This window comes from Paenibacillus sp. BC26 (assembly GCF_900116125.1).
GTDB classification, from domain to species: Bacteria; Bacillota; Bacilli; order Paenibacillales; family Paenibacillaceae; genus Paenibacillus_Z; species Paenibacillus_Z lignilyticus.
The window spans coordinates 2,564,897-2,591,632 of record NZ_FPAD01000001.1 but is presented as its reverse complement, the minus strand read 5'-3'; the positions used below and the strand labels follow the sequence as shown (position 1 = coordinate 2,591,632).

29 protein-coding genes and 1 pseudogene are annotated in these 26,736 nt (G+C 49.9%); 25 read left to right on the top strand and 5 right to left on the bottom strand.

The features are described 5' to 3' along the window. Positions 1-25 precede the first annotated feature (25 nt). The 8 genes from BM412_RS11260 to BM412_RS11225 all read left to right on the top strand — a co-directional run bounded on the left by BM412_RS11260 (position 26) and on the right by BM412_RS11225 (position 5,190). Positions 26-913 (top strand): LysM peptidoglycan-binding domain-containing protein, encoded by an 888-nt coding sequence (locus BM412_RS11260; RefSeq protein WP_177245778.1) that lies wholly within the window; start codon positions 26-28, stop codon positions 911-913. 119 nt (positions 914-1,032) lie between these two features. Continuing rightward, a complete protein-coding gene (locus tag BM412_RS11255) occupies positions 1,033-1,758 on the top strand; it encodes a phytanoyl-CoA dioxygenase family protein (RefSeq protein WP_091217630.1) in 726 nt (241 codons plus the stop codon). Continuing rightward, positions 1,755-1,979, top strand: a complete 225-nt coding sequence (locus tag BM412_RS11250) for a DUF1450 domain-containing protein (protein ID WP_091217628.1) — start codon at positions 1,755-1,757, stop codon at positions 1,977-1,979. Before BM412_RS11255 ends, BM412_RS11250 begins: the two co-directional genes overlap by 4 nt. A 70-nt stretch (positions 1,980-2,049) precedes the next feature. Continuing rightward, the gene (locus BM412_RS11245) at positions 2,050-2,907 is read left to right on the top strand and encodes an AraC family transcriptional regulator (RefSeq protein ID WP_143111596.1); all 858 of its coding nucleotides are present in this window, start codon (positions 2,050-2,052) and stop codon (positions 2,905-2,907) included. Positions 2,908-3,012: 105 nt separating this feature from the next. Further along, entirely contained in the window at positions 3,013-3,675 is a 663-nt protein-coding gene (locus BM412_RS11240; RefSeq protein ID WP_091217622.1) for an MBL fold metallo-hydrolase, read from the top strand. Next, the gene (locus tag BM412_RS11235) at positions 3,672-4,148 is read left to right on the top strand and encodes a cytochrome c biogenesis protein CcdC (RefSeq protein ID WP_091217620.1); all 477 of its coding nucleotides are present in this window, start codon (positions 3,672-3,674) and stop codon (positions 4,146-4,148) included. Before BM412_RS11240 ends, BM412_RS11235 begins: the two co-directional genes overlap by 4 nt. A 20-nt stretch (positions 4,149-4,168) precedes the next feature. Next, positions 4,169-4,510, top strand: a complete 342-nt coding sequence (locus BM412_RS11230) for a DUF1801 domain-containing protein (RefSeq protein WP_091217617.1) — start codon at positions 4,169-4,171, stop codon at positions 4,508-4,510. 23 nt (positions 4,511-4,533) lie between these two features. Beyond that, complete coding sequence (locus tag BM412_RS11225) at positions 4,534-5,190, top strand: HAD family hydrolase (RefSeq protein ID WP_177245777.1); 657 nt, start codon at positions 4,534-4,536, stop codon at positions 5,188-5,190. Between the two features lie 23 nt (positions 5,191-5,213). Here the strand turns inward: BM412_RS11225 and BM412_RS11220 are convergent, their stop codons facing one another. Beyond that, positions 5,214-5,924, bottom strand: a complete 711-nt coding sequence (locus BM412_RS11220; protein ID WP_091217611.1) for a MerR family DNA-binding transcriptional regulator — start codon at positions 5,922-5,924, stop codon at positions 5,214-5,216. A gap of 274 nt (positions 5,925-6,198) precedes the next feature. Here BM412_RS11220 and BM412_RS11215 point away from each other — a divergent pair, with 274 nt between their 5' ends. The 7 genes from BM412_RS11215 to BM412_RS11185 all read left to right on the top strand — a co-directional run bounded on the left by BM412_RS11215 (position 6,199) and on the right by BM412_RS11185 (position 11,391). Then, positions 6,199-6,642, top strand: coding sequence for a MarR family winged helix-turn-helix transcriptional regulator (locus BM412_RS11215; RefSeq protein ID WP_218163138.1), 444 nt, complete (start codon positions 6,199-6,201; stop codon positions 6,640-6,642). A gap of 14 nt (positions 6,643-6,656) precedes the next feature. After that, complete coding sequence (locus BM412_RS11210) at positions 6,657-8,234, top strand: MDR family MFS transporter (RefSeq protein WP_256256247.1); 1,578 nt, start codon at positions 6,657-6,659, stop codon at positions 8,232-8,234. 139 nt (positions 8,235-8,373) lie between these two features. Further along, positions 8,374-9,102 carry a hypothetical protein gene (locus BM412_RS11205; protein ID WP_091217606.1) on the top strand — a complete coding sequence of 243 codons (729 nt, stop codon included), beginning with the start codon at positions 8,374-8,376 and terminating at the stop codon, positions 9,100-9,102. A gap of 77 nt (positions 9,103-9,179) precedes the next feature. Continuing rightward, positions 9,180-9,713, top strand: a complete 534-nt coding sequence (locus BM412_RS11200; RefSeq protein WP_256256365.1) for a DinB family protein — start codon at positions 9,180-9,182, stop codon at positions 9,711-9,713. Between the two features lie 149 nt (positions 9,714-9,862). After that, the gene (locus BM412_RS11195; protein WP_091217600.1) at positions 9,863-10,339 is read left to right on the top strand and encodes a DinB family protein; all 477 of its coding nucleotides are present in this window, start codon (positions 9,863-9,865) and stop codon (positions 10,337-10,339) included. Positions 10,340-10,359: 20 nt separating this feature from the next. Beyond that, the gene (locus BM412_RS11190; protein WP_091217597.1) at positions 10,360-10,770 is read left to right on the top strand and encodes a VOC family protein; all 411 of its coding nucleotides are present in this window, start codon (positions 10,360-10,362) and stop codon (positions 10,768-10,770) included. Between the two features lie 27 nt (positions 10,771-10,797). Then, a complete protein-coding gene (locus tag BM412_RS11185; RefSeq protein WP_091217595.1) occupies positions 10,798-11,391 on the top strand; it encodes a YdeI/OmpD-associated family protein in 594 nt (197 codons plus the stop codon). On the opposite strand, the gene BM412_RS11180 is transcribed toward BM412_RS11185, so the two are convergent. After that, positions 11,388-11,756, bottom strand: a complete 369-nt coding sequence (locus tag BM412_RS11180; RefSeq protein WP_256256245.1) for an MmcQ/YjbR family DNA-binding protein — start codon at positions 11,754-11,756, stop codon at positions 11,388-11,390. The genes BM412_RS11185 and BM412_RS11180 overlap by 4 nt on opposite strands. 336 nt (positions 11,757-12,092) lie before the next feature. Between BM412_RS11180 and BM412_RS11175 the strand changes: the two genes are divergently transcribed. From BM412_RS11175 to rpoN, 5 genes are all read left to right on the top strand, one after another. Further along, the gene (locus BM412_RS11175) at positions 12,093-12,893 is read left to right on the top strand and encodes a phosphodiester glycosidase family protein (RefSeq protein WP_143111595.1); all 801 of its coding nucleotides are present in this window, start codon (positions 12,093-12,095) and stop codon (positions 12,891-12,893) included. A gap of 140 nt (positions 12,894-13,033) precedes the next feature. Continuing rightward, positions 13,034-13,324: a chorismate mutase gene (locus tag BM412_RS11170; RefSeq protein WP_091217589.1), complete on the top strand. Its 291-nt coding sequence runs from the start codon at positions 13,034-13,036 to the stop codon at positions 13,322-13,324. Between the two features lie 177 nt (positions 13,325-13,501). Further along, positions 13,502-14,863 (top strand): 4-aminobutyrate--2-oxoglutarate transaminase, encoded by a 1,362-nt coding sequence (gabT, locus tag BM412_RS11165; protein ID WP_091217586.1) that lies wholly within the window; start codon positions 13,502-13,504, stop codon positions 14,861-14,863. Between the two features lie 14 nt (positions 14,864-14,877). Further along, positions 14,878-16,305, top strand: a complete 1,428-nt coding sequence (locus tag BM412_RS11160; RefSeq protein ID WP_091217583.1) for an aldehyde dehydrogenase family protein — start codon at positions 14,878-14,880, stop codon at positions 16,303-16,305. 50 nt (positions 16,306-16,355) lie between these two features. Continuing rightward, positions 16,356-17,690 carry an RNA polymerase factor sigma-54 gene (gene rpoN / locus BM412_RS11155; protein WP_091217580.1) on the top strand — a complete coding sequence of 445 codons (1,335 nt, stop codon included), beginning with the start codon at positions 16,356-16,358 and terminating at the stop codon, positions 17,688-17,690. Here the strand turns inward: rpoN and ablB are convergent, their stop codons facing one another. Further along, complete coding sequence (gene ablB, locus BM412_RS11150; protein ID WP_091217577.1) at positions 17,691-18,569, bottom strand: putative beta-lysine N-acetyltransferase; 879 nt, start codon at positions 18,567-18,569, stop codon at positions 17,691-17,693. A gap of 152 nt (positions 18,570-18,721) precedes the next feature. Here ablB and BM412_RS11145 point away from each other — a divergent pair, with 152 nt between their 5' ends. From BM412_RS11145 to BM412_RS11130, 4 genes and pseudogenes are all read left to right on the top strand, one after another. Further along, on the top strand, positions 18,722-20,059 hold the full coding sequence (locus BM412_RS11145) for an aspartate aminotransferase family protein (protein ID WP_091217574.1): 1,338 nt from the start codon (positions 18,722-18,724) through the stop codon (positions 20,057-20,059). Next, complete coding sequence (locus tag BM412_RS11140) at positions 20,056-20,781, top strand: CoA transferase subunit A (RefSeq protein WP_091217572.1); 726 nt, start codon at positions 20,056-20,058, stop codon at positions 20,779-20,781. Before BM412_RS11145 ends, BM412_RS11140 begins: the two co-directional genes overlap by 4 nt. Next, entirely contained in the window at positions 20,724-21,386 is a 663-nt protein-coding gene (locus tag BM412_RS11135) for a 3-oxoacid CoA-transferase subunit B (protein WP_091217569.1), read from the top strand. Before BM412_RS11140 ends, BM412_RS11135 begins: the two co-directional genes overlap by 58 nt. Before the next feature lie 21 nt (positions 21,387-21,407). After that, a pseudogene (locus tag BM412_RS11130) lies at positions 21,408-22,664 on the top strand (peptidase); the annotation flags it as partial. Positions 22,665-23,647: 983 nt separating this feature from the next. Here BM412_RS11130 and BM412_RS11120 read toward each other — a convergent pair. Beyond that, positions 23,648-24,133 carry a hypothetical protein gene (locus BM412_RS11120; protein WP_371264763.1) on the bottom strand — a complete coding sequence of 162 codons (486 nt, stop codon included), beginning with the start codon at positions 24,131-24,133 and terminating at the stop codon, positions 23,648-23,650. Positions 24,134-24,206: 73 nt separating this feature from the next. Here BM412_RS11120 and BM412_RS11115 point away from each other — a divergent pair, with 73 nt between their 5' ends. Further along, positions 24,207-25,736: a recombinase family protein gene (locus BM412_RS11115; RefSeq protein ID WP_256256243.1), complete on the top strand. Its 1,530-nt coding sequence runs from the start codon at positions 24,207-24,209 to the stop codon at positions 25,734-25,736. Between the two features lie 71 nt (positions 25,737-25,807). On the opposite strand, the gene BM412_RS11110 is transcribed toward BM412_RS11115, so the two are convergent. Then, positions 25,808-26,650 (bottom strand): site-2 protease family protein, encoded by an 843-nt coding sequence (locus tag BM412_RS11110; protein ID WP_177245775.1) that lies wholly within the window; start codon positions 26,648-26,650, stop codon positions 25,808-25,810. Positions 26,651-26,736: the final 86 nt, after the last annotated feature.

Below are 26,736 nucleotides of genomic sequence, written 5' to 3'. Positions count from 1 at the left end.
TATAGGCATGAGAGGAGAGATATGCATGATCTATGTCGTACAAGGCGGGGATACATTAGAACGAATTGCTGACCGTTTCGGCTCAAGCGTCGCGCGGTTGCTGGAAGTGAATGTGATCTGTGATCCGCAGATGATTCTGGTAGGTCAACCTCTGTTGATCCCGGATGCTGGAATTGACTACCAAAGAGCAGGCGGATATCCCTATTATGTCGTTCAATATGGAGATCATTTAACCTGCTTAGCGCCTCAATTTCATCAATCGCCGGCTGCCTTAGCTGCGAGTAATCGACTATCGACAGACGACCCGTTAACGGTCGGAAGTGAGCTGCTTGCAGGTTTTACCGCGCCGGATCCGGTGCGTTTAGCTTCCGAATGGGCGAATACCGCCACTTCGCCGGAATGTGATCTCAATTCCATGCAGCAGCATGGCATCTACTATATCGGTTCGTTTCAATGGGAGACACTCGGGGAAGCTGCGGTTCCATTCCTGGTGCCGCTCCTGAAACATGCCTGTGAGACGGTGCGTTATTACACCGTCATGAGTCTGGGGAGAATCGCAACAGGCGATGCAACCCGGGCTGCTTTAGAATCGGCGACTCAAGATCAAACGCCTTATGTGGCAGAGCTTGCGAGGCTGGCTCTGCGCCGTGCGAAACTCGTGCCGGAGGTGACCAAACGAGTGCATCTCTTGACGGCGGATCAACGTTTATACGCAGAGCCGAGCGGGAGCTCCGCTTCCATTCCGCTGCCCGCCGGCACGGAGATCTTCTCGATGAGATGGAACATTCCAAGCGGTACGAATGAAGAAGGTCCAAGAGGCGGATTGGAATATTACGATCAAGTGCAGGTTCGGAGCACCGGTCAAGTCGGCTATTTGGGCCGGGTCGGCTTTAATGATGCAGAGCTTATTTAACGGGATTAACTAGTGGAAAAAGTACAATAACTACTGGAACCTGTTCATTGTCCGATACGCGAAACTCCTTGATAATAAAGGTATACCACCGTCATCCACTATCGAGGAGTGAAATGTAAATGCTGAATGCGGAACAGTTGAAGCAGTATCATGAGCGGGGCTATGTCATCCTGGATCATCTCTTCACAGCTGAAGAAATGGATAGTATTCGTGCCATTATCGACGTGTTTGATTGGGAAGGGGAAGAGGCGCTTAAGCAAGGTGCCAAAGGGTTTAACAACATTCCCAATCAAATCAATTTCACCTGTAATTTGGCCAGGAGGCATGAGGAGCTTGAGCAATTTATCGGCGATCAGCGTTTTGTCGATCTGACCACAAGCGTGCTGGGCGGAGACATTAGGCTGTATTGGGATCAATCCGTCTACAAACGTCCGGAGGCGAAGAAGGATTTCCCTTGGCATCAGGATAACGGCTATGTGCCGACGGATCCCGTTCATTATATGACCTGCTGGCTGGCGCTTGACGATGCGACGATTGAGAACGGTTGCATATGGATTCAACCCGGCTCCCATCTGCAAGGTTATGTGGAGCATGTGCTGACCGATACAGGCTGGCAGTGTTATTTTGGCGAAGATCCCGGTCAACCCGTTCCGCTCCCTAAAGGCAGCATGGTCATCTTTCATTCGCTCCTCTTTCATCGCAGCACTCCTAACCAAAGCGACAATACGCGCAAAGCCTATGTCATTCAATATTCGGTTGAAGGCGCCAAGAACCCCGTGACCGGCAAAGTGTTCGACAACGGGCCGTTAATCGCTCAAGACGGCAGAGCGCTGATTACGAAATGAGTGCCGTCATCGTCGTTTGTTTGCGCAATTTGCAAGAAAATCGCCATGGCACGATGCTTGATCAGCTCGTCCAAGAAGGCCATGATGTCTCGTTGACCCACTGCTTGAATCAATGCGTCGGCTGCAGAAAAGGGCCTGCTCTTTCGATCGATGGGGCATGGATCGGTGCTGCCGATGAAGCGGCGCTTCGGAACGAGGTTGACGCAAGGCTGCCGAAATAACGTTTCCAAACCATGCAGGAGCTGGTGTAAACTAGAAGTATACTAGCTGTCAGGATTGGCGGGGGAACCGGTGGAAACCAGATCGCTTACTAGCACAAGCTTCGATCAGTGGCAGGTCAATGTCTACATGGTGGATGAAGGTAAATACGAGACGCTTAATCATCAGCACATCATATATCCGAACTGGGTCATCAGCCATGTCCGGCAAGGACAGGTGATCACAACGACGAATGGCGAACAGCACGAGGTACGTGAAGGAGGGGTGATGCTGCACCCTCCTTTTTTGCCGTTCTCGGAACGGGCGGAGCAGCCCGGTTTGCATGAATGGGTTTCGGTTCAGATTCAAACGAGCTATAACGTCGACTTGTTCCAGCTCTATCAAGTACAGACCGTGGTGCAGCTGCTCGATGCAGATGCGTATAGTCAGGTGTTTCAATCGCTGTTTCGTTCTTGGAAGGGCAATTCTTCTTTTCGCGATGTGTCCCTAGCTGCCGATATGCTTCGATTGTCCGCGATGCTGCTCGAGAGCTGGGAAGCGCATGGCAGAGTCGGACGCAGCGCTGCCTATTCCGCGAAGTATGACAGATTCTTTCCTATCATACGTTATATGGCGGATCATATGGCGATGAAGCTTTCGCGCGATATGCTTGCAGAACAGGTTCATTTGAACACGAATTATTTGGACCGAGCCTTCCAAGAGGCCTACGGCATTAACCCGATGCAGATGCTCAGGCAGATGAGGCTGAACAAAGCGAAGCGTCTGCTGGAGACGACAGAGGAGCCGCTCAGCCAGCTGGCCCAATTATGCGGCTTAGGTGACGCTGCCTACTTGAACCGCCAGTTCGTGAAAACTTTCGGCATGACACCGGGAAAATACAAGCAAATGATTCGTTCCGCGCAAACGAATTTTATGGCGGATAGGGAATAAGACGCGCGGAGCAAATGCTCGTGACTTTTGTTCATGCGGCACAAGTGGTACGATTACTAGGAAGAGTTTACAAGTTTGCAAAGTTGAAAGGGAGTGGAAAGTGCAATGGAGAAATCAGGAATCAAGGCGCTTCAGCTAAACATGCCGGTGAATGGGAATGACTTCGTAGTCCATGCTGCTATAGTGTGGGACGAGCAGGAGCTCATCCTCGTGGATACCGGAATTCCCGGACAAGTAGACGTGATTCGCGAAGCGATGGCCAAGGAAGGCTTCAATCTGGCTGATCTGACCAAAATCATCATCACGCACCAAGACCGTGACCATATCGGCTCGCTTCCTGAACTGGTGGAATTGTTTGAAGGCCGCGTAGAAGTACTTGCTCACGAAGTAGGGGTTCCATACATTGCCGGCGAAATTCCGCTGCTGAAGAGCAAAACATTGGTGCCCCCTGTCAAGGTTGATACCGTTCTGAATGATGGGGAGCAGCTGTCCGTTGCCGGTGGTTTACAAGTTATCTATACCCCGGGGCATTCGCCTGATCATATCGCGCTCTATCATATTCCAAGCAAGACGCTTGTTACAGGCGATTCTGTGACTTCAAACGAAGGCGTATTGATGCCGCCTGCCGCAAATTTCACCCCGGATTGGGCGACGGCTATAGAGTCCGTTAAGAAATTCCAAAAGCTTAATATTGCAACAGTCATCACCTATCATGGCGGTGTTTGTACGGAGAATCTGCAAGAGCGATTGGCAGCTATCGTGAAATGAATCCACAAATGATCACGATTCTGATCGTCGTTGCCGGGTTAGTCATTTGGCGCAGAAGAAACAGCATGTATCGGCCTATAAAGGGAAACGGCAGAAGAATTTTGATTCCGCTTATCTTCTTATTACCTGCCTTCTCGTTATTGTTCAATCCGGAATTTCAATTGCCGGCGATTGAATTGGCTGCAGCGGTTGGTGCCGGTTTATTGCTTTCTATACCGCTTATTCTAACGACGAATTATGAAGTGCGTGGAGACGGCCAGATCTATGCGAAAAAAAGCATAGGGTTCATGATCTCATTTGTGGGCTTGCTGCTGCTTCGGCTTTTCATGCGTGACTACTTGTCCGATCTGGATCCGAATGAACTAAGTGCTATATTCATCCTTGTAGCGGTCGGTTATGTCATTCCTTGGCGCGTTGCAAGTTACATTAAATTTCGTACCGTTTATACGGGGAACATGCAAGTGGCCGAATAAGATGGAGGAGGCGTATTGGAATGAATCAAGAAGTTAGCAGCTTTATCGAGGAATTAAAACAACCGTGGCAGGTGGAGGCGTGTAATCAACTGCGCGAGATGGTTCATCAGACAGTCCCTTCGATCGATGAGCGTATCCAGTATAAAAAGCCGCATTTTCTGAAGGACGGCAAATACGCGGCAGTTATCAGCACGGCGAAAGATACAGTGACCTTCATGATCTTCAATACGACCAACCTTGATTTGTCGGATGGAAAATTTGAAGGACCTGTGGAACGGAGATGGATGAAGTTTCGTGAAGGGGATCCCATTGATTTGCCCTTACTCGCTAAGGTGCTTACCGAGGCTTCGAGCACATTATAATCGGGAGAGAGCGTGCACTCATCATGTATAAGGCAATATTGTTCGATCTGGACGGAACGCTTACCGATCCGAAGCAAGGGATAACGAGAGCGGTGCAGTATGCGCTGGCGAAATATGAAATCCTCGTAGAGGATTTAGATCAATTGGAGCCGTTTATCGGGCCGCCGCTTGCGCACTCTTTCCAAGAACACTATGGATTCTCCGCTTCCGAAGCGCGAACGGCTGTGGATTACTATCGCGAATATTTTGCCGATAGAGGGATCTATGAGAATGAGGTGTATGGCGGAATTCGAGATTTGCTGGAACTGCTTGCAGAGCAGAAGCGAACTTTAATTGTCGCCACGTCCAAGCCGACCGTATTTGCGGAGAGAATATTGTCCTATTTCCAAATGGACTCGTATTTCGATGTTGTATGCGGAAGTAATCTCGATGGCACGATGTCGGATAAAGCGGACATTATCGCTCATATTCTACATTCGCAGCAGCTTACGGCGGAATCCGCGGTTATGATTGGCGATCGCAAGCATGACTTGATCGGTGCTCAGCGTAACGGTGTTGCCTCAATTGGAGTAGGGTACGGCTATGGAAGTGAAGAAGAATTGCGTGCGCAGTCACCTAAGTATTACGTGCGGAGCGTCCGGGAGCTGCAAGAGCTGTTCCAACCTGCAACAGCCGTCTAAGGCTCAGGGCACGGCTGACTCCTTCATTCCATTAGCTTCACCGCTCTACATAACTCAACCAACTGATGAACGCCTTGAAATTGATTCCGGATTCGCGCATGGATGCCTTGAATCGCCGTCTCCGTAAGCTTCACGGCTTGTTCAACGCTCTGGTGCTCCACGGCATGAACGATGTCCTTCAAATTGCGGAGCAGATAAACGGTGCTTCTCAGCGTCCTAATAATTAGGATTTGCCGGATATGAAGCGGGGTATACAGCCGATAGCCATTGTCGGCGTCGCGTAACGGCGTGAGGAGCTCTTCCTTCTCCCAATGCCGAAGAGCGGATGTTGTGACCCCTGCTATAGCAGCGGCTTCTCCAATCGATATCGGTTGTTTCTTCTTCGTATCCGCGAAAGCCGGAAGCTCCAAGCGGCGAAGCAGCTCCATGGTTTGATCCGCTGCTTGCTTATCCTGCTGCAAGAGAGCTTGCTCCTTGTTCACCAGCCAGAAGGCATCATGCATCTGGCCTGCCTGAATGTGACGGAGCACCTCGCAGGTGACGGCAACGCCGAATCCGGCAAACATCGTACGCAAGCATCGAAAATATGCCAAATGGACATCGGTATAGAGGCGGTAGCCATTGGCGCCGCGTTCAGGTGCCGGAACAACACCCCAAGACTCATAGTGCCTCAACGCGCTTGTACTTAGGTTGAGAGCTCTGGCAATTTCAATTGGCTTGTAAGTTCGTTGCATCCCTACACCTCGATTCGAAACGGATCGTTAATGATCCATATTATCAGATGCTTAGCATACTGGCAATTGCCTGCACGGTCGCCTGGACTCGCGATCGTGCAGGCTTTTTTTATTGCCCGCCAATCGGATATGTAAAAATTTTTATATAAAATCTATTGACGCCAGCCTGCATTGTGTAGTATTTTCTTAAAGTCCTAATATCTTATTGAGTAAGATAATGAATAGGTAAGCAACTGATTGAGGGAAGTAACGCATGGTTCAGAGCGAAGGGAGGATGATGACCATTTCAAGCGGAGATAAACTTGCTGAGCTTCAGCTTCTCATGGAACGTTTTGCGCAGAGAGCAAGGAATCAGATCAAGATGCTTGAAAATCCGTTTAACCTCGCGAACGGGCATGTATTCGTATTGATGTACCTAAGACGTACGGAAATTTGCCGGGTGAATGATGTCGTGAAGCTCCTCGGCATAACATCAGGTGCTGCTACGGGATTGACGGATAAGCTTGTTGCACTTGGCCTCATTGAACGGACAAGACCGGAGGATGACCGCAGAGTCGTACAATTAAGCTTAACGGAGAAAGGCAAGGAAACCGTTGAACACATCCGTAAACAGCGAATGGAATGGTTTACCAGCTTGGTCGGACAGCTGGAAGAAGATCAGGTAGATCTGATCACGGATGCGTTTAAACTACTCTTGCAAACACTTGAGGAAAAATGACAGAAGGAAGTGGAATGATGACAAATTTAAGTCCAAGGCAGCTTCGCTGGATCGTGACGGGACTGATGCTCGGCTTGCTGCTCGGGTCGCTCGATCAAACGATCGTCTCGACGGCGATGCCGCATGTAATTGCGGAGCTCGACGGTTTCAGTCTGTATAGCTGGGTATTTACGATTTATATGTTAACTTCAACAACGGCTGTTCCGATATTCGGGAAGCTTGCCGATTTGTTCGGCAGAAGACTTGTTTATTTGATCGGGATGGGGTTGTTCCTCGTAGGGTCGGCGCTTTGCGGTCTGTCCCACAATATGACGGAGCTCATCATCTTCCGCGCGATTCAAGGTATCGGAGCAGGCGCGCTTATGCCGATCGCGATGACGATAATCGGAGATATCTTCCCGCCGGATCGTCGCGGTAAGATGCAAGGTATTTTCGGCGCGGTATTCGGCTTGTCCAGCGTTCTCGGTCCCGCAGTCGGCGGATTTATCGTTGATCATATTGCTTGGCAGTGGATTTTCTATATCAACCTTCCATTTGGCATATTCGCAGCTATCATTCTATCTATGGCATTGAAGGAATCGAAGAGCTCGGAGAAAAAATCGATCGACTGGGGCGGCGCATCGACGCTTACAGGCGCGGTTGTAGCCTTCTTGCTCGCCATTGAGCTGGGCGGAAGCGGTCCATCCGAAGGCGGCATCAAGCATTACGCATGGAATTCGCCGCAAATTCTTGGTTTATTCGGAGCGAGCCTGCTGCTCATCCTGATCTTCATATGGATCGAATCCAAAGTGAAGGAGCCGATTATTCCGCTTAAGTTGTTTAAGCTTCAAGCGATTTCGGTTTCCAGTATTGTCGGCTTTATGATGGGGATGGGGATGTTCGGTGCGATTACGTACATTCCGCTCTATTCGCAAGCGGTAATCGGTACGTCCGCATCGAATTCCGGCTATATTCTTACGCCGCTCATGTTATCCCTTATTCTGTCCAGCATCATCGGCGGGATTCTGATTAAGAAGCTGAGTTACCGTACAATTGTCATGACTGCAATGGCGATTATGACCGTGGGTTACTTGTTCATGTCCCAAATGGACGTGAATACGACCAGTCTCGAACTGATCCTGTACATGATTATTATCGGTTTCGGTATGGGAGCTCTTATGCCTGTACTCACAATCGCGGCTCAAAGCGCGGTTGGCCATGAATTACGTGGCGTTGCCACTTCTACTACGCAATTCACTCGCTCCATTGGCGGTACGGTTGGTGTTGCGATCATGGGCGTTATTATGACGAACAACATGACGAGCGGGATCAAAGATATTCAAGGTAATTTCACGGATATCCCGGCAGATAAGCTTGGTCAGTTTGCCAATCCGCAATCCTTGCTCCAGCCTGAAGTGAAAGCACAAATTCCGGATAAGCTGCTTGCAGCCCTGCAAGGAATTCTGAGCGATGCGATTACATCGGTGTTCGTAATCGGTATCGTGGTTGTCTTGATCGGTTTGGTTGCGGCGATCTTCTTCGGCAAGCTTCGTATGCCAAGAAGCGAAGAAGGCAAAGAAGCATTCAAAGCAGCTGCGGCGGATATGCATTAAATCATAGAACGCGTGGACAGTTGAAATAACTGTCCGCTTTTTTTATTTATATAGATTCAGTCGCAGCTCAAAGCTCAGTCCAGAAGCAATGAGTAAAATAAGCTGAATCCACTGAAACTAATATAGAGGTGTTGAACCATTGAGAAGCAATAAATCCAGAGTTTTCTATTATAGTTGGATAACACTTTGCATCGTACTTGTATGTACGGTCTTCTTCCAGTTTAGAGCGTTGAACAATCAGCGTAACAAGCAGCAAGAGGTGCAGGCACTCTATGAGGAGAAAACGAATGATTATTTTCTGGAAATGCTTGCAAACATGAACTCTTTTCAGCCGTTAGTGAAATCCTTGACCGAAATCTCAGCAATCCATGATATGAAAGATCGCGTTCATAACCAGAAGGTACTCGACCTCGCCAAAGAACAGGCTAGCCAAGCGACCAATCAACTGGTGCTGTTGATTCAGGCTGCGGATCTCAAAGAGCCGGACCAGGAACTTCGACATCGCGTCAATAACCTGATTATGACCTCTCAGCAGCAGGAGGATGCAGCTCTTCTGGCTTTTCAAGCCGATCTCTGGAGAACCGTTTATAACACGAGCTCGAGATACTGGTTAGCCAAGCCGCAGGTGATTGACCGCGTTTCACTCAAAGCAAACCGTGATGCCGCTGTGGAGATGGCTAATCTTGATAAGACCATGCAGCAATTCAAAGAACGTGCGAACGAGATGAGGATGAGTGACCGATACGAAGGCATGCCATTGGACTACATTACGTTATTAAAGAAAGACCTGTTGAAAGGTCTTGTCCCGCATTTGAAGAAGTTGAGCGCTATAAATGAGTCCTTCAACAAAAGCGAGGCAGTGGGCTGAAAAGTGCAGTGGGAAAAAATCCATACAAACCCTGCTTAAGCTGGTATAATACGGCTTATTACCATTATCCCAATGAGGTGAGCAAATTGTACATACCGAAACCGAAAGCAGGAGAATATAACTCCGTATGGGACACTTATTATGCAACGGTCGATGAAGGCGACATCCATCAGCTTCTTATAAGTCAAGGCAAACAAATAAGCGATCTGTACAGTTCGCTGACGGAAGAACAAAGTCTGTATCGCTACGCGGAAGGCAAGTGGAGTCTCAAAGACGTGCTGGGCCATATTATCGATACCGAGCGACTAATGACATATCGGATTCTGGTTGCCGGCAGAGGCGATTTGACGCCGATGCCAAGGCACGCTGATGTGTATGTGAGCTTGACCCATTTTGACCGTCGTCCGCTGCAAGATTTAATCGAGGAGTACCGGACTGTGCGAGCCGCATCCGCATCCCTAATCCATGGTTTGACTGAAGCGGAAATCAAACAATTCGGCATCCTGAATGAAGTGAAGACGTCGGCTGCTGCCGGTGCGTACTTCATCCTCGGGCATGCGCAGCATCATATCAACGTTGTCCACGAGCGATATTTGCCTCGGTTAACTTAATGTACGAAGCCGCGAGCGATATTCGCGGCTTTTTCTTTTCAGAAAGCCGGTCCGATGATGTTCGCTTCTGAAGACAGGATTTACGAACACTTTGGCGAATTAGTAAGAGGTGTTTATCGTAAATTCCGTTCATAAAGGAGCGAAGTCGAATGCAGAAGCTATTTGAATACAATTGGCAGGTCCGTAAGGACTGGTTAGCTTGGTGCGAGCAAGTATCCGAAGAGGAATTGCTGAAGAAGCGTGTGGGCGGAGTGGGCAGTATCCTCTACACCTTGTTTCATATTATCGATGTGGAATTTAGTTGGATTTACTGCTTGCAGGGGAATGGTGAACCGCCGCTGCCGCCTTTTGAAGAATTAGCTTCCTTACAGAAAATAAGAGATTTTTCGGAGCAATGTCATACAGCTATTGCACCCTTCGTTTATGACTGGAATGACGGCTTGGAAGAGAAGCTTCTGACCGATCTGAATAATGAAGGCGAAACTGAGCGCTTTAAATATGGCGAAATCATGCGGCATGTCATTGCTCATGAAATTCATCATATCGGACAATTGTCGATTTGGTCGCGTGAGCTGGGATTAAAACCGATCACCGCCAATCTCATTCGAAGAGGATTGTTCGATTAATTATCGAGGAGTGAATGAGGATGCCCAAGGATATTTGGATCAACTTGCCGGTTAAGGATGTCCGCAAGTCGAGCGCGTTTTTCCGGGAAATTGGCTTTACATTAAATAAACAGTTCGAAGGTCAAGAGGATAAAGCAGGGCTGATCATCGGCGAGAAGAATGTTGTCGTGATGCTGTTCCCCGAAGACACGTTCCGCAATTTTATAAGCAGTCCAATTGCAAATGCCGGTGAAGCATCGGAAGTATTGCTCTCGATCGGCGCAGACAGCAAGGAAGAAGTGGACGAGCTGCTCGTCAAGGTCGCTGCCGCCGGCGGAACGATCTATAGCAAACCCCATGATGCCGGCTGGATGTACGGCGCCGGTTTCGCGGATTTGGACGGCCATAAATGGAATGTGCTCTATATGGATTTCAGCAAAATGAACGGCTAGCTACATGCCCGAGGAGTGTTACTTAAGATGGCCAATAGCAGATTGAATCATAAAGCGGATGTGTTCATAAGCAGTGCTACGAAGTGGCGCGAAGAGTACGAGGAATTAAGGAATATCGTGCTGGATTGCGAGCTGACCGAAGACTTCAAATGGATGCATCCTTGTTATACCTATCAGGACAAAAACGTCGTAATAATCCACGGGTTCAAAGAATACTGCGCGCTGCTGTTTCACAAAGGCGCTCTGTTGAAGGACCCGCAAGGCATCCTCATTCAGCAAACGGAGAATGTCCAGGCGGCACGCCAGATTCGGTTCACGAGCGTGCAGCAAATCGTGGCGATGGAAGCTACGTTGAAAGCTTATATTCGCGAAGCCATTGAGGTTGAGAAGTCCGGCTTGGAAGTGACCTATAAGAAAAATACCGAATACACGGTTCCTGAAGAGTTTCAATCCAAGCTCGATGAAGTCCCGGCATTGAAAACCGCTTTCGAAGCATTAACTCCGGGACGACAACGCGCTTATCTTCTCCATTTCTCTGAACCCAAACAATCCAAAACACGAGTGGCACGGGTTGAAAAATACACGCAGCACATTCTCAGCGGCAAAGGATTAAATGATTAGTTCACTTCTTCCAAGAGCTGCTTAATCAGACGTTTCGGTGCAGCGTGCAAATACGCTTCCTTCAGCAGAATGGCCATTTGCTCCCAATCTGAAGGAGCATTCACGCCGACCCAGCCGCGGTGCCCGATATACTTCGGTTTGAAGAATTGCTCCTGCTGCAAAATAATTTCTTGATTCTCCAGATCAGACTTAAAGGTCATGCCATAATCGCTCATGATAATAAACGATTTGTCTTTGACCTTAAATGTCGTATGACCGTGTCCGTCGATGATCTCGGTTGTTTCGGGAAGGCTGCTGCAAATTTTTCTAACCTGCTCGAGCATGTAAATGCCTTCCGGTGTTTGCATCCCAATTGGATGGTTCATGCTGTTCTCCTCCTTATGTAATGACCGGCTGTCTGCACCTGCCAGACAAGCACTTCATTCTCCTTATATAAACATGACAGGAAAGAGTTCGCATTTCAAGCAGATCATGCTGGGTGCAACCTTTTGATAAGCAAACCAGTCCATATAAGTGAAGTGCAGCTTGACTAATAAGGAGGTTAGAGAATGAAAACATCCGTTCTCTTTATGTGTCTGCTTAGTGGAGTCGTCATGGCAGCCGGCGTATGGAGCTATATAGTCGTTCAAACGATCTAAGTGGATTTCAATTTCATTACTTTTATAGATATAGCAAGCGAAGAGAAGGTGGCTAGTCTGCAATTGTCGACCAGATGGCGAGTGATTCGTGCTTCAACCATTCTGCTGGGAATCGTCGTGATTCTTGGCGGAATGGTACTCTTGCTGGTGCATGCATTGAATGCGCATCATACCCCGAGAGTGGTTCGATATCCTGCATATGACTATCTCTATATGGAGCGGGAAGCATCGAATGGTTTCAAGCTTCATGTGCTGCAAACGCAGCCATCGAATATTACTTTCGAAACGATACGCAATAATATTTCGTTATCCGATTATTACGGCATTAACGGCGGATTTTTCTACGAATCCGCACTACTCAGTATGGCGGTTGTGAATGGGAATCCCGTGGCGGGGGCATTGAATCATTACGGCTCCGGCTCGGAAAATGCCAAGTACCCGCGCGGCACGCTCGTTTGGGATGAAATCGCCAATAAATTAAGCGTACAGGTTGTTTCTACCGTTTCTGAGCTGCAAGTAAGGGATCGCGCACATTTCTGGGCGCAAGGCGGAATCAGCATGGGCCTTGGACAAGATACCGAGTGGCTGATGAGAGCGCAACTAGAGAACGCGCCTAATATGGATGAGGAAAGGCTCCGAACAGCGGCCGTTTACGACAACTCCGGGAGGCTGTATTTAGTCGTAAGCAGTACGAAGGGGACACTCGAAGCGTTTCGAACGGCGATAATCGAGCAAGTTGGAGAAGAGCAGCTCGCTGACGGAATATTTCTCGACGGGGACGGTTCCTCCCAAATGCAGGTTGCCGAAACGGTGCTGGCTGGCGACAATAGGCCGGTCGTACAGATGATTCGGCTAATTCATTGAGTCATTTCCGAACATTTTACACTTACATAACGATTCAAATTGTGTTAATCTAGTAGCTATTATTGCTTTATTGCAAAAAAGCGTCAAAGCGCGAAACCGCCGGATTGCGACGCTGCTAAGCGACTAAGGAGAGACAATAAATGACTACCGGATTAGATGAACTTAGACAAAACATTGATAGCATCGATAATGAGCTGGTTGCGCTGCTTGCCAAGCGATTCCAACTAACGGAAGAAGTAGGGCACTACAAAGCGACCCACAATCTACAAGCTCAAGATGCGAGCCGCGAAGCGAAGCAGTTTCTCAAAATCGTACAATTGTCGGAAGCGCACGGACTAAATGCTGCCTATGCAACAGCTATATTCAGATGTGTGATGGATCAAGTGATCGCGAGGCACGAAGAGTTGAGAAACGTTAGTGTGCCTCGGTAACGCTTTAATAACGGAATCGCGTAACGGAGATTCAAAGCTGGAAGGAAAGAAGACGCCGCAGAAATGGAGGCGTCTTTTTCTTATTTTCGGAGAGGTTGGCATGGAAATTGCTCATTCAGCTGGCAGAAGGAAATGCAGAAGAGCAGTTCGCGCGGAGGCGCGGAAGGAGCGCGTTGAATGAAGAAGCATAGAGCTTACGTATCCGTTACGGCACCATTTCCAGGACCTAAGGCGAAAGCGCTGCTGGAGAAGCGAAAGCAATTTGTACCGCTGGGCATCGGCAATACGACGCCGATCTTTGTGCAGCAGGCCGCCGGTGCACAGGTGACAGACGTGGACGGCAATGTATTTCTTGATTTTGCCGGGGCGATCGGTACACTTAATGTCGGGCATTGTCCGCCCGAGGTTGTCGATGCTGTGCAGAAACAAGCCTCGCAATATATCCATACCAGCTTTCATGTGGCCATGTATGAACCCTATGTCCGGCTGGCGGAGAAATTAGCGGAGATTACTCCGGGAGATTATCCGAAGAAAACCATTCTGCTGAACAGCGGTGCTGAGGCGGTAGAGAATGCCGTTAAGATTGCACGGAAGTTCACGGGAAAGCCCGGCATCGTGTCATTCACGCGTGGCTTCCATGGACGTACATTGCTCGGCATGTCGCTTACCAGTAAAGTAAGGCCGTACAAATATCGGATGGGGCCGTTTGCCCCTGCGACTTATAAAGCGATGTATCCCTATCCGCTGCATAGGCCCGAGGGAATGACGGAAGACGAGTATGCTGCCTTCTGCGTGGCACAATTCGAGGATTTTCTATTGACGGAAGCCGCTCCCGAAGAACTGGCAGCCGTTATCATGGAACCGGTGCAGGGCGAGGGAGGCTTCATCGTTCCGCCTGTTTCGTTCGTGAAAGGTATCTATGAGGTATGCCGAAGAAATCAGATCCTGTTTATTTGTGATGAAATTCAAACCGGCTTTGGTCGAACGGGAACGATGTTTGCTTCGAGCTATTTTGGAATTGAGCCTGATCTGATTACGATGTCCAAATCACTCGCTGCGGGCATACCGCTGAGCGCCGTTACCGGACGTTTAGAGATTATGGATGCCCCGACCCCGGGCGAAATCGGCGGTACGTACGGCGGCAGTCCACTCGGATGCGCAGCGGCGCTTGCCGTGATCGAGATGATCGAGAGAGAGCAGCTCTGTGATCGCGCGATGGCTATCGGACGCCGGATCATCGATTGCTTCACAGCGCTTCAAGAACGAGTTCCTGTTATAGCGGAAGTACGTGGGTTAGGCGCGATGTGCGGGGTTGAATTTATCGATCCGTCGTCCAAGAAGCCGATGAAGGAATTTACAGCGAAGGTTATTCAAGCTTCCTATGAAGCAGGGGTCATCTTACTTAGTGCGGGCATCTACGGCAATGTGGTTCGTTTCTTGACGCCGCTGGTAATAACAGATGAACAGCTGCAAGAGGGGCTGGATATCTTAAGTGATATTGTGCTTCAACTCTATTCGAAGGAAGACCTGAGCAAATAAAGGAGGCTTAGCGGATGATTAAGAAGCAGCTCTATATTGGTGGACAGTGGTTGGAAGCAAAGTCCTACACGAAGTTGTCAGAGCCGTTCTCCGGTCAGGAATTAGCTGAAATTCCGCTAGCTGACCGAGAAGAGACGGAGCGCGCGATCGAAGCCGCGTACTTGGCTAGGGGCGTCATGGCAAAGCTTCCCGCTCATAAACGGGCGGCGATATTGGAGACATTAAGCCGCCTTCTTAGCGAGCGCGCAGAGGAGGCTGCCCGCATCATCGCATTGGAAGCGGCCAAACCGCTCAAGGCGGCAAAGGCTGAAGTGGATCGCACCATTCAGACGTATAAGTTTGCCGCGGAGGAAGCGAAGCGCTTAAGCGGCGAAATGATCCCGCTGGATGCAGCTCCCGGCGGCGAAGGGCGAATCGCTTATACGATGAAAGAGCCGATTGGCGTGATCGGCGCGATTACGCCGTTTAATTTTCCGATGAATCTGGTTGCTCATAAAGTAGGGCCTGCGATTGCATCCGGGAACTCAATCGTGCTTAAGCCGGCATCGCAAACGCCGCTTTCCGCATTCTTCGTGGCCGAATTGCTGGAGGAAGCGGGATTGCCTGCCGGTGCGTTGAATGTAGTCACGGGCTCCGGTTCCGTTATAGGCGATGTCATCGTGACGGATGATCGAGTAAAGGCGATCTCGTTCACAGGCAGCCCGAAGGTCGGCATCGGCATTCGCAATCGTGCCGGTTTGAAACGTGTCGCGCTTGAGCTGGGCTCGAACTCCGCTTTAATTATCGATAAAGGAGTTCAGTTGTCCAAAATCATTCCGCGCTGCGTGGTCGGTGCGTTCTCTTACCAAGGTCAAGTATGCATTTCGTTGCAGCGCATTTATGTGCACGCGGATAGCTATGATGAGTTCGTTGCTCAATTCTGTGAGGCAGCGTCTAAGCTCAAGGTAGGCGATCCGCTTGATCCGGATACGGATCTCTCCGCCATGATCACGCTAGGTGACGTTAGCCGCGCATTGTCATGGATTGATGAAGCGGTGGAGCAAGGAGCAATCGTCGCATGTGGCGGAGGTACTTCTTCCGCTCAAATTCTACAACCTACCGTGCTTCTGGAAGTAGATCGATCGGCAAAAATATGCTGCGAGGAAGCATTCGCTCCAATCGTACTCATTAATCGCATTCGGGACGTGGAGGAAGGGATCGCGCATATTAACGATTCCAGATTCGGTCTTCATGCCGGAATCTACACGGACAATATTCATACGGCGCTCGATGCCGCGGAGAAGCTGCATGTAGGCGGCGTCCTGATTAACGATATCCCTACGTTCAGGGTGGATCATATGCCTTATGGCGGCGTGAAAGAAAGCGGGCTCGGACGTGAGGGCATTAAATACGCAATCGAGGAAATGACGGAAATCAAAACCGTTATTATTAATCGGACTTAGCCCATCGCGAATATACTATAAGAAATCCACCCGCAAAGCAGGTGATTCTTATGACTTCCCGGTATGGGTTCGGGATGTATCAGCAGCAGAAGCCTCATATGCATATGTCGCCTCAGCTGCAGCAGGCGATCAAAATTTTGCAGCTGCCGACTTCGGATTTGCTTGAATTTATTCAAAGTGAGCTTGAAGATAATCCGTTTCTGGAAGCAATGGATGGGCACGGAGGAGCCGGACTTGGCGAGGATTGGTCACGAAGTCCGCGAAGTGCGGCTCCACTTGATTACCTTGCAGCAGATCAGGGAGTTACACTGGAAAAACACTTGAACGAACAGCTTCGTTTCGATTCGGAGATCTCCGGTGCATTGAGAAAAGTAGTCGACTTCGTCATCGGAAATTTAGATGCGAATGGCTATTTGGACTGTCCGCCGGAGCAGATTGCGGGCGAACTGAGGATAGCGCTTAGTGAGGTTGAGCAAGCATTAAGTTATGTGCAAGGACTGGAGCCTGCAGGAGTAGGTGCCAGAAATTTGGCAGAGTGTCTGCTGCTGCAAGTAAGGCGAACGGAGGGCTTCAGCCCGCTGGTCGTCACTTTGATTACTTCCCATCTGGAAGCGGTTGCGGATTATCACATACCGAAATTAATGCGCTTGCTGCATGTCTCGCAGGAAGAGATCGTATCGGCAATCAGGTTCATCAAAACGCTGAATCCAAGGCCCGGAGCAGCCTATCAGTCGAGGCACGCGGATTACATCATCCCGGATGTGCTCATTCGAATAGTAGGTGATCAGTTTGTCGTTTCCGTCCAAGAGTCGGCGGCGCCAAGGCTGAGGGTGAACTCCAATTATGAAGGGATCGCGAAAGAGCTGGGGAGGTCGGATGAATCGGGCCGGTATTTACTGGCCAAACGAAGTGCCGCCGCATTCCTGCTCAAATGCTTGGAACAGCGCAGGCTGACTCTATTGCGGGTGACAAGAGCGATCGTGGAAGAACAGGCGGCTTTCTTTCGGGGAGGTGCGGACCATCTTAAACCGATGGTGCTTAAGCATATTGCGGAGAAAGTCGACTTGCATGAATCGACGGTCAGCCGTGCGGTTGCAGGCAAATATGCGCAGACGCCATGGGGCACCTACGAGCTTGGATATTTCTTTCCGTCCGGCTTCAACAACGGGCAGGAAGATGCGGCCACAGCGGAGCGTGTAAAAGCGAAGCTCCGGGAAATGGTCGAGAAGGAAGCGGGCGGTGCGCCGTATTCCGACCAGCAGCTGGCTCTCTTGCTCGAAGGGGAAGGCATTCCAATATCCCGGCGAACCGTCGCCAAGTATCGGGAGGAGCTTGGCATTGCCTCCTCCTTCAAACGTAAACGAGCCAAGGAGCAAGGGCGGTAATTAGTGCTCCGAGAGTATTTTGCACCACAAATTCATATCCTCGAGCTTATCGTAAATATCGCAATTCTTCGTCAGACGGCCATGATAGCCGTAGCCCAGTTGAAATAATGCGGCATTCATGCCGAAGGACAATGCGCGTGAGAGCGAATAAGCGGAGCGGATATTCCGCTGGAGTAAATCCTCTTCCAACACTAGGAGCAGCTGCCGCATCAAGCCATGTCCGCGATAGGCGGGCAGAGTCAGACAGTCTGTGAGTTCCGCGTTGCGGTATTTGGCGTTGATTTCAGCTGAGGCCGCGCTGATGATTCGTCCTTCATGCTCCACGACATAAAACACCGTACCTTCTTCCATAACATGAGCCACATATGCGGGGTCATTCATCGGAATGGGGTAGGTTTGGAAAATCTGTCCATATAGGGAAGCCAGCTCCTGCGAATCCTGAGCTGCGGCACAGCGAATAGAGAACGTTTCCTCCAGCCGTTCTCTGTCAGGCTTCGGTTGCAGCGCGAGTACTTGCTCCAGAATGTGATCCTCTTCGATCCAGTGATCGCTCGAGCGTCTCTTGAGATCGGTATATCTGGCCATGCAATACGCATCTTGCCCATCATAATACCCCTTGTAAATCCCTTCCAGCATATAGCCCCTAGCCATAAAGGATCGCATATCCTGTTCGCGCACCTTTACGAATAGCTTCGTAAACAATGGATTTCCCATTAATTCCGCGAGACGGTTGCACAGTGCATCCGCATTTCCCTCGTAGTTGTAATCATCGACCCGCAGCCGCATGTTGAATTCATCTCTGCATAATTGAAGGGTGAAGTTCGTACCTTGTTCGGTTTCCATCGCATAATACTGCTTATCGTTCGGCTTCGATTCCATGATGACTGATCCCCCAATCCCGTTTCCGTTATTCTACATGGATTGGATGCAAAATCAATGCCAGATTCGTGAATTCGTGGTTACCCGCACGAGTTGGCACCGAAATTGCTTCAAGAAAGGGCATGAAGATAGGCCGATTGGAGGGGAAACGATTGACGCGGGAACATTTGATCAAACCGCTGCTAAGTGCCCACTATCCGAAGATTGACTATGGCAAAGGTGTATTTCTGTACGATGAACATGGAAAAGCATACTTGGATGCCTCGTCTGGCGCCGTTACAGCCGGAATCGGGCATGGGGTGCAAGAGGTCATCGATGCCATGCTGGCGCAAGCACAGAAAGTGTCTTTCGTTTATCGGTCCCAATTTACGAGCGAACCGGCGGAACGGCTTGCGAAGCGGCTCAGCGATCTGGCACCTGGCCACGATTACTGGTCCTTCTTCGTGAACAGCGGGTCGGAGGCAACGGAAACGGCGATGAAGATCGCCATTCAATATTGGCAGGAGCAAGGTCGACTCGGCAAAAATAAAGTCATTTCCAGACGGATGAGCTATCACGGCATCACGCTTGGAGCATTGTCGATGTCCGGCCATGTCGCCAGGAGACGGCGGTTTATTCCGCTGCTTGAAGAGCTGCCTATAGTAGCGGCGCCTTATTGTTATCGATGTCCATACCATTTGTCGGCTGCGAGCTGCGGGTTATCTTGCGCGGATGATCTGGAAACGAATATTAAGCGAATCGGCGCCGACCATATTGCGGCTTTCATCGCGGAGCCGATTATTGGTGCGGCCGGAGGAGCTGTCGTCCCGCCGGCTGGCTACTACGAGCGGATTAAAGCGATCTGCGAGCAATACGACATTCTGTTTATCGCCGATGAGGTCATGACCGGCATTGCCCGCACCGGAGCGATGTTCGGCATCGAGCATTGGGGCGTGGAGCCGGATTTGATCGCCCTCGGCAAAGGACTTAGCGCGGGCTATACGCCGATCGCCGCCACTCTGGTGAAGGACCGGGTCATGGAGCCCATTCTGGCCGGCTCGCAGATTGTTATGTCCGGCCATACCTTTAGCGCGAATCCGCAATCTGCGGCAACGGCTTTGGCCGTTCTCGATTACATCGCTGCCGGGCAGCTTGTGGATGCCGCCGAGGAGAAAGGCCGTTATCTGCGGCTGATGTTGGAGAGGATCGCAGCGAACTGTGCAATCATCGGCGATGTTCGCGGCAAAGGGCTGCTGCTTGGGCTGGAATTTGTCGCCGACCGGTCGAGCAAGCGGGTTTTCCCCGTTTCTCTTGGCGTAACGACGCGGATAGTGGAGCGCGCTCAGAGCAAAGGGCTGCTCATCTACCCTGCGGCCGGAGGCGTGGACGGCGAAGGCGATGCCGTCATCATCGCACCGCCGTTGGTAATTACAACGGAAGAGATTGACCTGCTGGCCTCGCTGCTGGAAGAGTCGATCGTGGAAGTGATGGGGGAGGTCATGGGCGGATGACGAAACAGAAGACGATCGCGATCGAAACTGCGCTTGAGTGGATCGTAGATGGCTGCACGCTGATGTACGGCGGATTCGGCGGAATCGGGACGCCGCCGACACTGGTTGAAGCGATTTTGGATAAAGGGGTACGGGACATCACGTTAATCGGCAACGATACCGGGTTTCCGTGGATTGGCATCGGACGCTTGGTCACCGAAGGCCGCGTTCGGAAGGTGATTACTTCACATATCGGGTCCAATCCCAATGCGGGCCGCATGATGGAGGATGGCCGAATGGAAGTGATTTTCTATCCGCAGGGTACATTGGCAGAGAAGATCAGGGCAGGCGGCGTGGGGCTGGGCGGCATTCTCGTGGATGTGGGGATTGGCACTACTTTGGAAATAGGCAAGGAGAAGGTCATCGTGGACGGCAAAACCTACCTGGTCGAGCCGGCGCTCACAGCAGACGTGGCAATCGTTCATGCCTTAAAGGCCGATGAATATGGGAATTTGACCTACGACAAAAGCGGCCGCAACTTCAACCCGCTGGTAGCCATGGCAGGAACGCGAACGATCGCGGAGGCGGATGAAATCGTTCCGATAGGGGCGCTTGATCCGGAGAGCATTGTGACACCGGGCATCTTCGTCGATGCAGTCGTTGCAGGGAAAGGAGTGAACTGGCAATGGGTGTGGGAGAAACAAGCCGCGACCGGATTGCAAGGCGAGCCGCCCGTGAAATAAAGGATGGCATGGTCGTCAATTTGGGAATCGGCATTCCGACGAGGGTGGCCGATTTCATTCCGGAAGGCATCCATGTGACCTTCCATGCGGAGAACGGAATCTTAGGAACGGGGCCGACGCCGGCGGCCGGCGCGGAAGATGGATTTCTGTGCAATGCCGGAGGTTATCCCGTAACGCTCGCGATTGGCGCGTCTTATTGCGATAGTGCGATCGCGTTTGCCATGATTCGCCGAGGTTGCATTGATATGACGGTGTTAGGCGCGCTTGAGGTCAGCGAGCAAGGGGATTTGGCGAATTGGATCGTACCGGGTAAACGGACGGCGGGCATCGGCGGTGCGATGGAGCTGGCGCAGAAAGCGAAACGCGTTGTAGCCGTGATGAATCATGTTAATCGCGACGGCAAGTCGAAGATTAAGAAGCAATGCGAGCTGCCGCTCACCGCGCAGCGCTGCGTTGATTTTATCATTACGGAAATGGCTGTTATGGAAGTGACGGATGAGGGTCTAGTGCTGAAGGAAGTGATGTCTCCTTTCACGATTGAGGACGTAATCAGCTGCACCGAGGCCACGCTCCTCATACCGGACAAAGTGGATTACATCACGTAGCCGATGAAGGAGGCGGACAGCATGAACCTGAAGGCGCTAATTCATGATTGGATGCGGCAGCACCGCGAGGAAGGCGTTGGATTGCTGCAAAGCTTGGTCCGAATCGCCAGCACGCAAGGGAATGAACAGGAAGCGCAGCTGCTCGTTGCGGGCAAATTATTCGAGATGAAGCTGGATGTGGATCTGTGGGAGCCCGATGGTGCGCTGCTGGAAAAGCATCCTTATTTCTATTCGCCCAGAACGAGCTTCTCCGGCAGTCCGAATGTGGTAGGCGTCCTGCGGGGGAGTGGAGGCGGCCGTTCGATCATCTTAAACGGACATATGGATGTAGTTCCGGAAGGGGATCGAACGCAGTGGCGAAGTCAGCCTTACAGCGGCGAAGTGGTGGATGGGAAACTGTATGGGCGCGGCGCATCGGATATGAAAGGCGGCAATGTTTCGCTGTTGCTTGCGATTCAAGCGATTCGAAGTTTGGGGATAACGCTGAAAGGTGACGTGATTTTTCAAAGCGTCATCGAGGAAGAAAGCGGCGGAGCCGGGACGCTTGCGATGATTGTGAAAGGGTATAAGGCGGATGCGGCTTTGATACCGGAGCCGACCAATATGCGGATTTTTCCGAAGCAGCAGGGGTCCATGTGGTTCCGAATCGTGGTGAAGGGCCGTGCGGCGCATGGGGGAACTCGGTACGAAGGCGTAAGCGCGATCGAGAAAAGCATGCTCGTGGTCGCTCATGTGCTGGAGCTTGAGCAGGTGCGCAATGCGGGGATCCAGGATCCGCTCTTTGCGGATAATCCGATCCCAATCCCGATCAACATCGGCACGATCCAGGGGGGCAATTGGCCATCCTCTGTTCCTGACACCGTGACATTGGAAGGCCGTATGGGTGTTGCGCCGGAGGAATCGCTCGAGCATGCCAAGGAACAAATGGCCAATTGGCTCGAGCTGCTCGAGGAGAAGGACGAGTGGTTCCGCACAGCGCCGCCCGAGCTTGAATGGTTCGGCGCAAGGTGGGTGCCGGGAAGCGTAGATCCGGCCCATGAATTGGTGCAGATCGTAGCGGAGCAGTACACGGCGGTGACGCATCGACCGGCTGTTCTGGAAGCTTCGCCGTGGGGCACGGATGGCGGTCTGCTGACGGTGCTGGCCGATACGCCATGCATTGTTTTCGGCCCCGGCCTCACGCAGATGGCCCATTATCCGAACGAACATATCGAGCTCGAAGCCATGTTCGAAGCCGCCGAGATTATCGCGCTTACGATGGCAGCGTGGTGCGGAGTCGAAGTGGATGGCGATGGCATGGGTGAGAGAGTAGGCGTCAGTGCTGGCGCGAGTGCTGGGGTAGAAGCAGGAGCAGGAGCAAGTGTTGGAGTAGGAGTAGGAGCAGGAGCAGAAGAAGGAGCAGGAGCAGACGAAGGAGCAGGAGCAGAAGAAGGAGAAGGAGAAGGAGTAGAATCAGGAGCAGAAGCAGGAGCAGTAGCAAGTGTAGGAGTAGACGCAGGGGCAACAACGGGAGCAGTAGCAGAAGTAGAAGCAGACGCAGGTGCAACAACGGGAGTAGTAGCAGAAGCAGTAGCCGCTGGTGCAACAACGGGAATAGTTGCAGAAGTAGTGGCAGTAGCAGAAGCAGAGGCAACCGCGGGAGTAGGAGCAGGAGAAGGAGTAGAAGTAAACGAAGAAGCTGTAACTAAAACTAATCTGCACTAAATGGCCGAGTGGCCATTCACGGCTAATTTCACTGAACTGATCCGATAAAAATGCGCTAACGAATCGTAGAGGTCTTATTCGTGCGAAAACAACTGCTATTTTATTCTAACGAATCGTAGAGGTCTTATTAGAAGTAATTGGAGTGCAAAAGGGCAATTTTTCGCAAAATAAGGTCTGTAGGATTCGTTAGAATTTCAACAGGTGTTATTTACCCCTAATTAAGGCCTCTGTGATTCGTTAGCGTTTTCACAGGGTGAACGCCGCCATGTCAGCATAACAAAAGCCGCTTCAATAGCGCATCGCGCAATATTGAAGCGGCTTTTTGGTGTTGTTCGACGATTAACGGCGGCTACTCGCGCCTCCAGGCTCGCCTTCGGTGCTGCCGCTCGAGCCTTTGAGCGCTTTCACTAGCCGCCGGCGGCTGCTCGCTCTCCTTCGCCTGCTGCCGCAGCTACTTGCTCGCGCCTCCAGGCTCGCCTTCGGTGCTGCCGCTCGAGCCTTTGAGCGCTTTCACTAGCCGCTGGCGGCTGCTCGCTCACCTTCGCTTGCCGCCGCAGCTACTCGCTCGCGCCTCCAGGCTCGCCCTTCGGCTGCGCTTGCTCTGGCGCGCCTTCCCCGCCGGCAGGCGAAGCCTGCTGCTTGGCACTTTCGCCGCTCGACTGATCCTGCTGCCGCGCGCGCATGAGCTTTTGCTTCATCTCGTCGCGTTTCTCGCGTTTGTCCTTGAGCGAGTGGTGGTCGGCCGCCTGCTCATACAGCTTGCGTCTGCCGATGCGGCGCAAATTTTCTGGCACCAGGTTGAAATTTTCATCTTTGATGAGCGAGATAATGCCGGTGCTCGGGGGCTGTTTCTCAATGCCATAGATTTCGTTGAAATATTCATCCGCACGACCGGGCACGTAGTTGCTCGGCTCCGGATAACCGACGATGACGCCTTCATAGTTGCGCAAGATCACTTTATCCTGACTTTGCGAGATGAGATAGTTCGGTTGAAGTGCGATTTTACCGCCGCCGCCGGGAGCATCAACGACGAAAGTCGGCACTACATTTATTATTTAATGTATGATAAACTGAGGAAAATCAACCATTAGGAAGTGAACGGGAATGCACTTGGGAATGTACTTGCGGATCTCGCAGGAGAAGAAGGGCGAAGGCGTAGAAACACTGACCAATCACAGGAACATTCTGATTGAGTTTTGTAAACAGAACGGTCACACATTTGAAGAGTTTGCAGAAGTCTTGTCTGGTGGTGCATCCGAGATGGAGCAACGTCCCCAGCTGCAACGGCTGCTTGACAATATTGAACGGTTTGATGGCATTCTGACCGTCGAATTGTCACGCTTGAGCCGTAACGGATACATATCGGAAACAGTTTTGAAATATTGTCAAGACTATGACAAGCCGATTGTTACTCCTGATAAAACATATGATCTTGCTAACAGTAATACAGACGTTTTGACATTCCGTTTTGGCTCATTAATAGCAAGTCAAGAGCATGCTCTAATTGGAAAGAGATCGAAGAACAATAAGATATCGATGGCAAAAAACGGGCTCCATATTTCTGGTGGTATTCCATTCGGGTACAGACGAAACAGCGTGACCAAGAAGCTTGAAATATTCGAACCAGAAGCAAAGGTTGTACGGTATATCTTTCAGCTTCACAGTGAGGGTCTTGGTAGTCGTAAAATCGTTGACATCTTAAATCGCGAAGGCTATAAACCGCAACGATCCGAAGCATTCCAGTTACCGACTGTGAAACGTATCATTCAGAACTCTGCATACAAAGGAACGGTTTCGTTCCAAGATCGTAAACGCATTAAAGAAGGTGGTAAGTACGTTTACAAGGTTCTAAATACAATAGAATCACACAATGCCCATGAGCCTATTATTCCGATTGTGGAATGGGAAAGTGCAAACAGAGAACGCGTTACCAGAGCGGAGAGTTTCGGTGCATATCGTAATAAGCCAGCACCAAAGACTGGGACAACGATGCTTAAGGACTTATTGTATTGTGGCATATGCGGACGAAAGTCAACCATAACGAAAGAGAGTAACGGGGTGTACACTATTAAGCCATGTGGATACCAACTGCCCAATAGTGCGGAAAAGTGTCCCAACAGTGGTGTCAAACTGGAGTATGTGGAGTCAGATATCATTGAAGCATTGAAAGCGCACGAGGAACAGATGAGACACGAACTTTCTCTGCTCGAGCAACAGGATTTGACCAACATTGAAGCAGGGCTGCAGGAACGATCAGCACACGTTGATGCCCAGATAAGCGAGAACCAGCGACAACAACAGAACTTGATTGAATTGGCAGTGGCGGGTATCTTCACTCACGATGAATTGAAAGTGAAACGACAAGCCTTAATCGATATGGGTCAAGCTTTGGAACAGAACAGACAGACGCTATTACAACAAAGTGAGTCCATCAATACCACAAACCATATTGAACGTATCGCCCATATTGTCAATCTGTTAGACGGCTTTGAGTCATTGCCAGTGGAAGCGCAGAATACTGCATTGAAACAATTCATTCGTAAGATTCACTTCATCCGTAACATGCCAAATGAGATAAAGAAGTTAACGACAAGAAGCCAGATCAGAAGAGAATTCCCTTATGACCTAGCTATCGAGTACTATTGATTTGTAACCGCGCCGGGGAATATCCTTAGTGCGGTTTTTTACTGTCCGTTTTAAAGTTCTGTTATAAAGATTTAATGACTCAAATCTTTATTTTTCCTATTTTGCATGAAGATCACAATATTTACGATGATTGTGAGTAGAAGTAGGCTTATTAGGATTGCTTCAATCCATCCTAGATTGTATTTAATCTTCATGCTCCAGACAGTGCTAATAATAAAGCTAGCTATTCCAATCATCTTAAAGTGTTGAATTATTTTTTTGATACCCACTATTATTTTAGATTGATAGTTTAACCTTGGAAAGATTAATTTAGTTGTGTACTTCAATGCTTTATAACCATCGCTTTCGAAAAAAGGCAATGAGTTTAAGATAAAACCAAGTAAGTTTATAACAGCGAAGAGTAGCCAAAAACCTCCAACTATATGTTCAACAGTATTGAACATTTCAATATTATCACGTGCGACTCCATCTGCTCCTTTATCTGGACTAATCAGCAAGGATATATTCTCTTTTTTTATTGCTTCCCATAATCCGTTAAATATAGTAGGCAAGTTCTGAATAACAGTTATGAAGCTTAGCCATATAGAGTTCAGATTAACGTTTTTTTGAACCAGATAAATTGTCAATCCAATTATAAAACAAACAAAGTTTAATATTATTCCAGCCGAGATAATTATTAATTTCTTTAATAAAGATAATTTTTCGAAATCCTTATGTTCATTAGCTACGTAACCTCCACCGAATGGATTAATACCAATACTAAATTTTGTTTCTCTAAAGTTAAATTTAATCAGTTTATAGCTCGTACCGACTACAAACTCATGAACCTTAATTCCAAACATCCGAATCGTTATGTAATGACCAAGCTCATGAATAAAAATCGATAAATAGATAGCCACTATGAATTGCCACAAATTGATTCGCCCTCCTTAATAAAGTACCATCCCGTAATAAACTTCCTATAAATATATTCGAACATGCTTTAGATCATGACGCACGT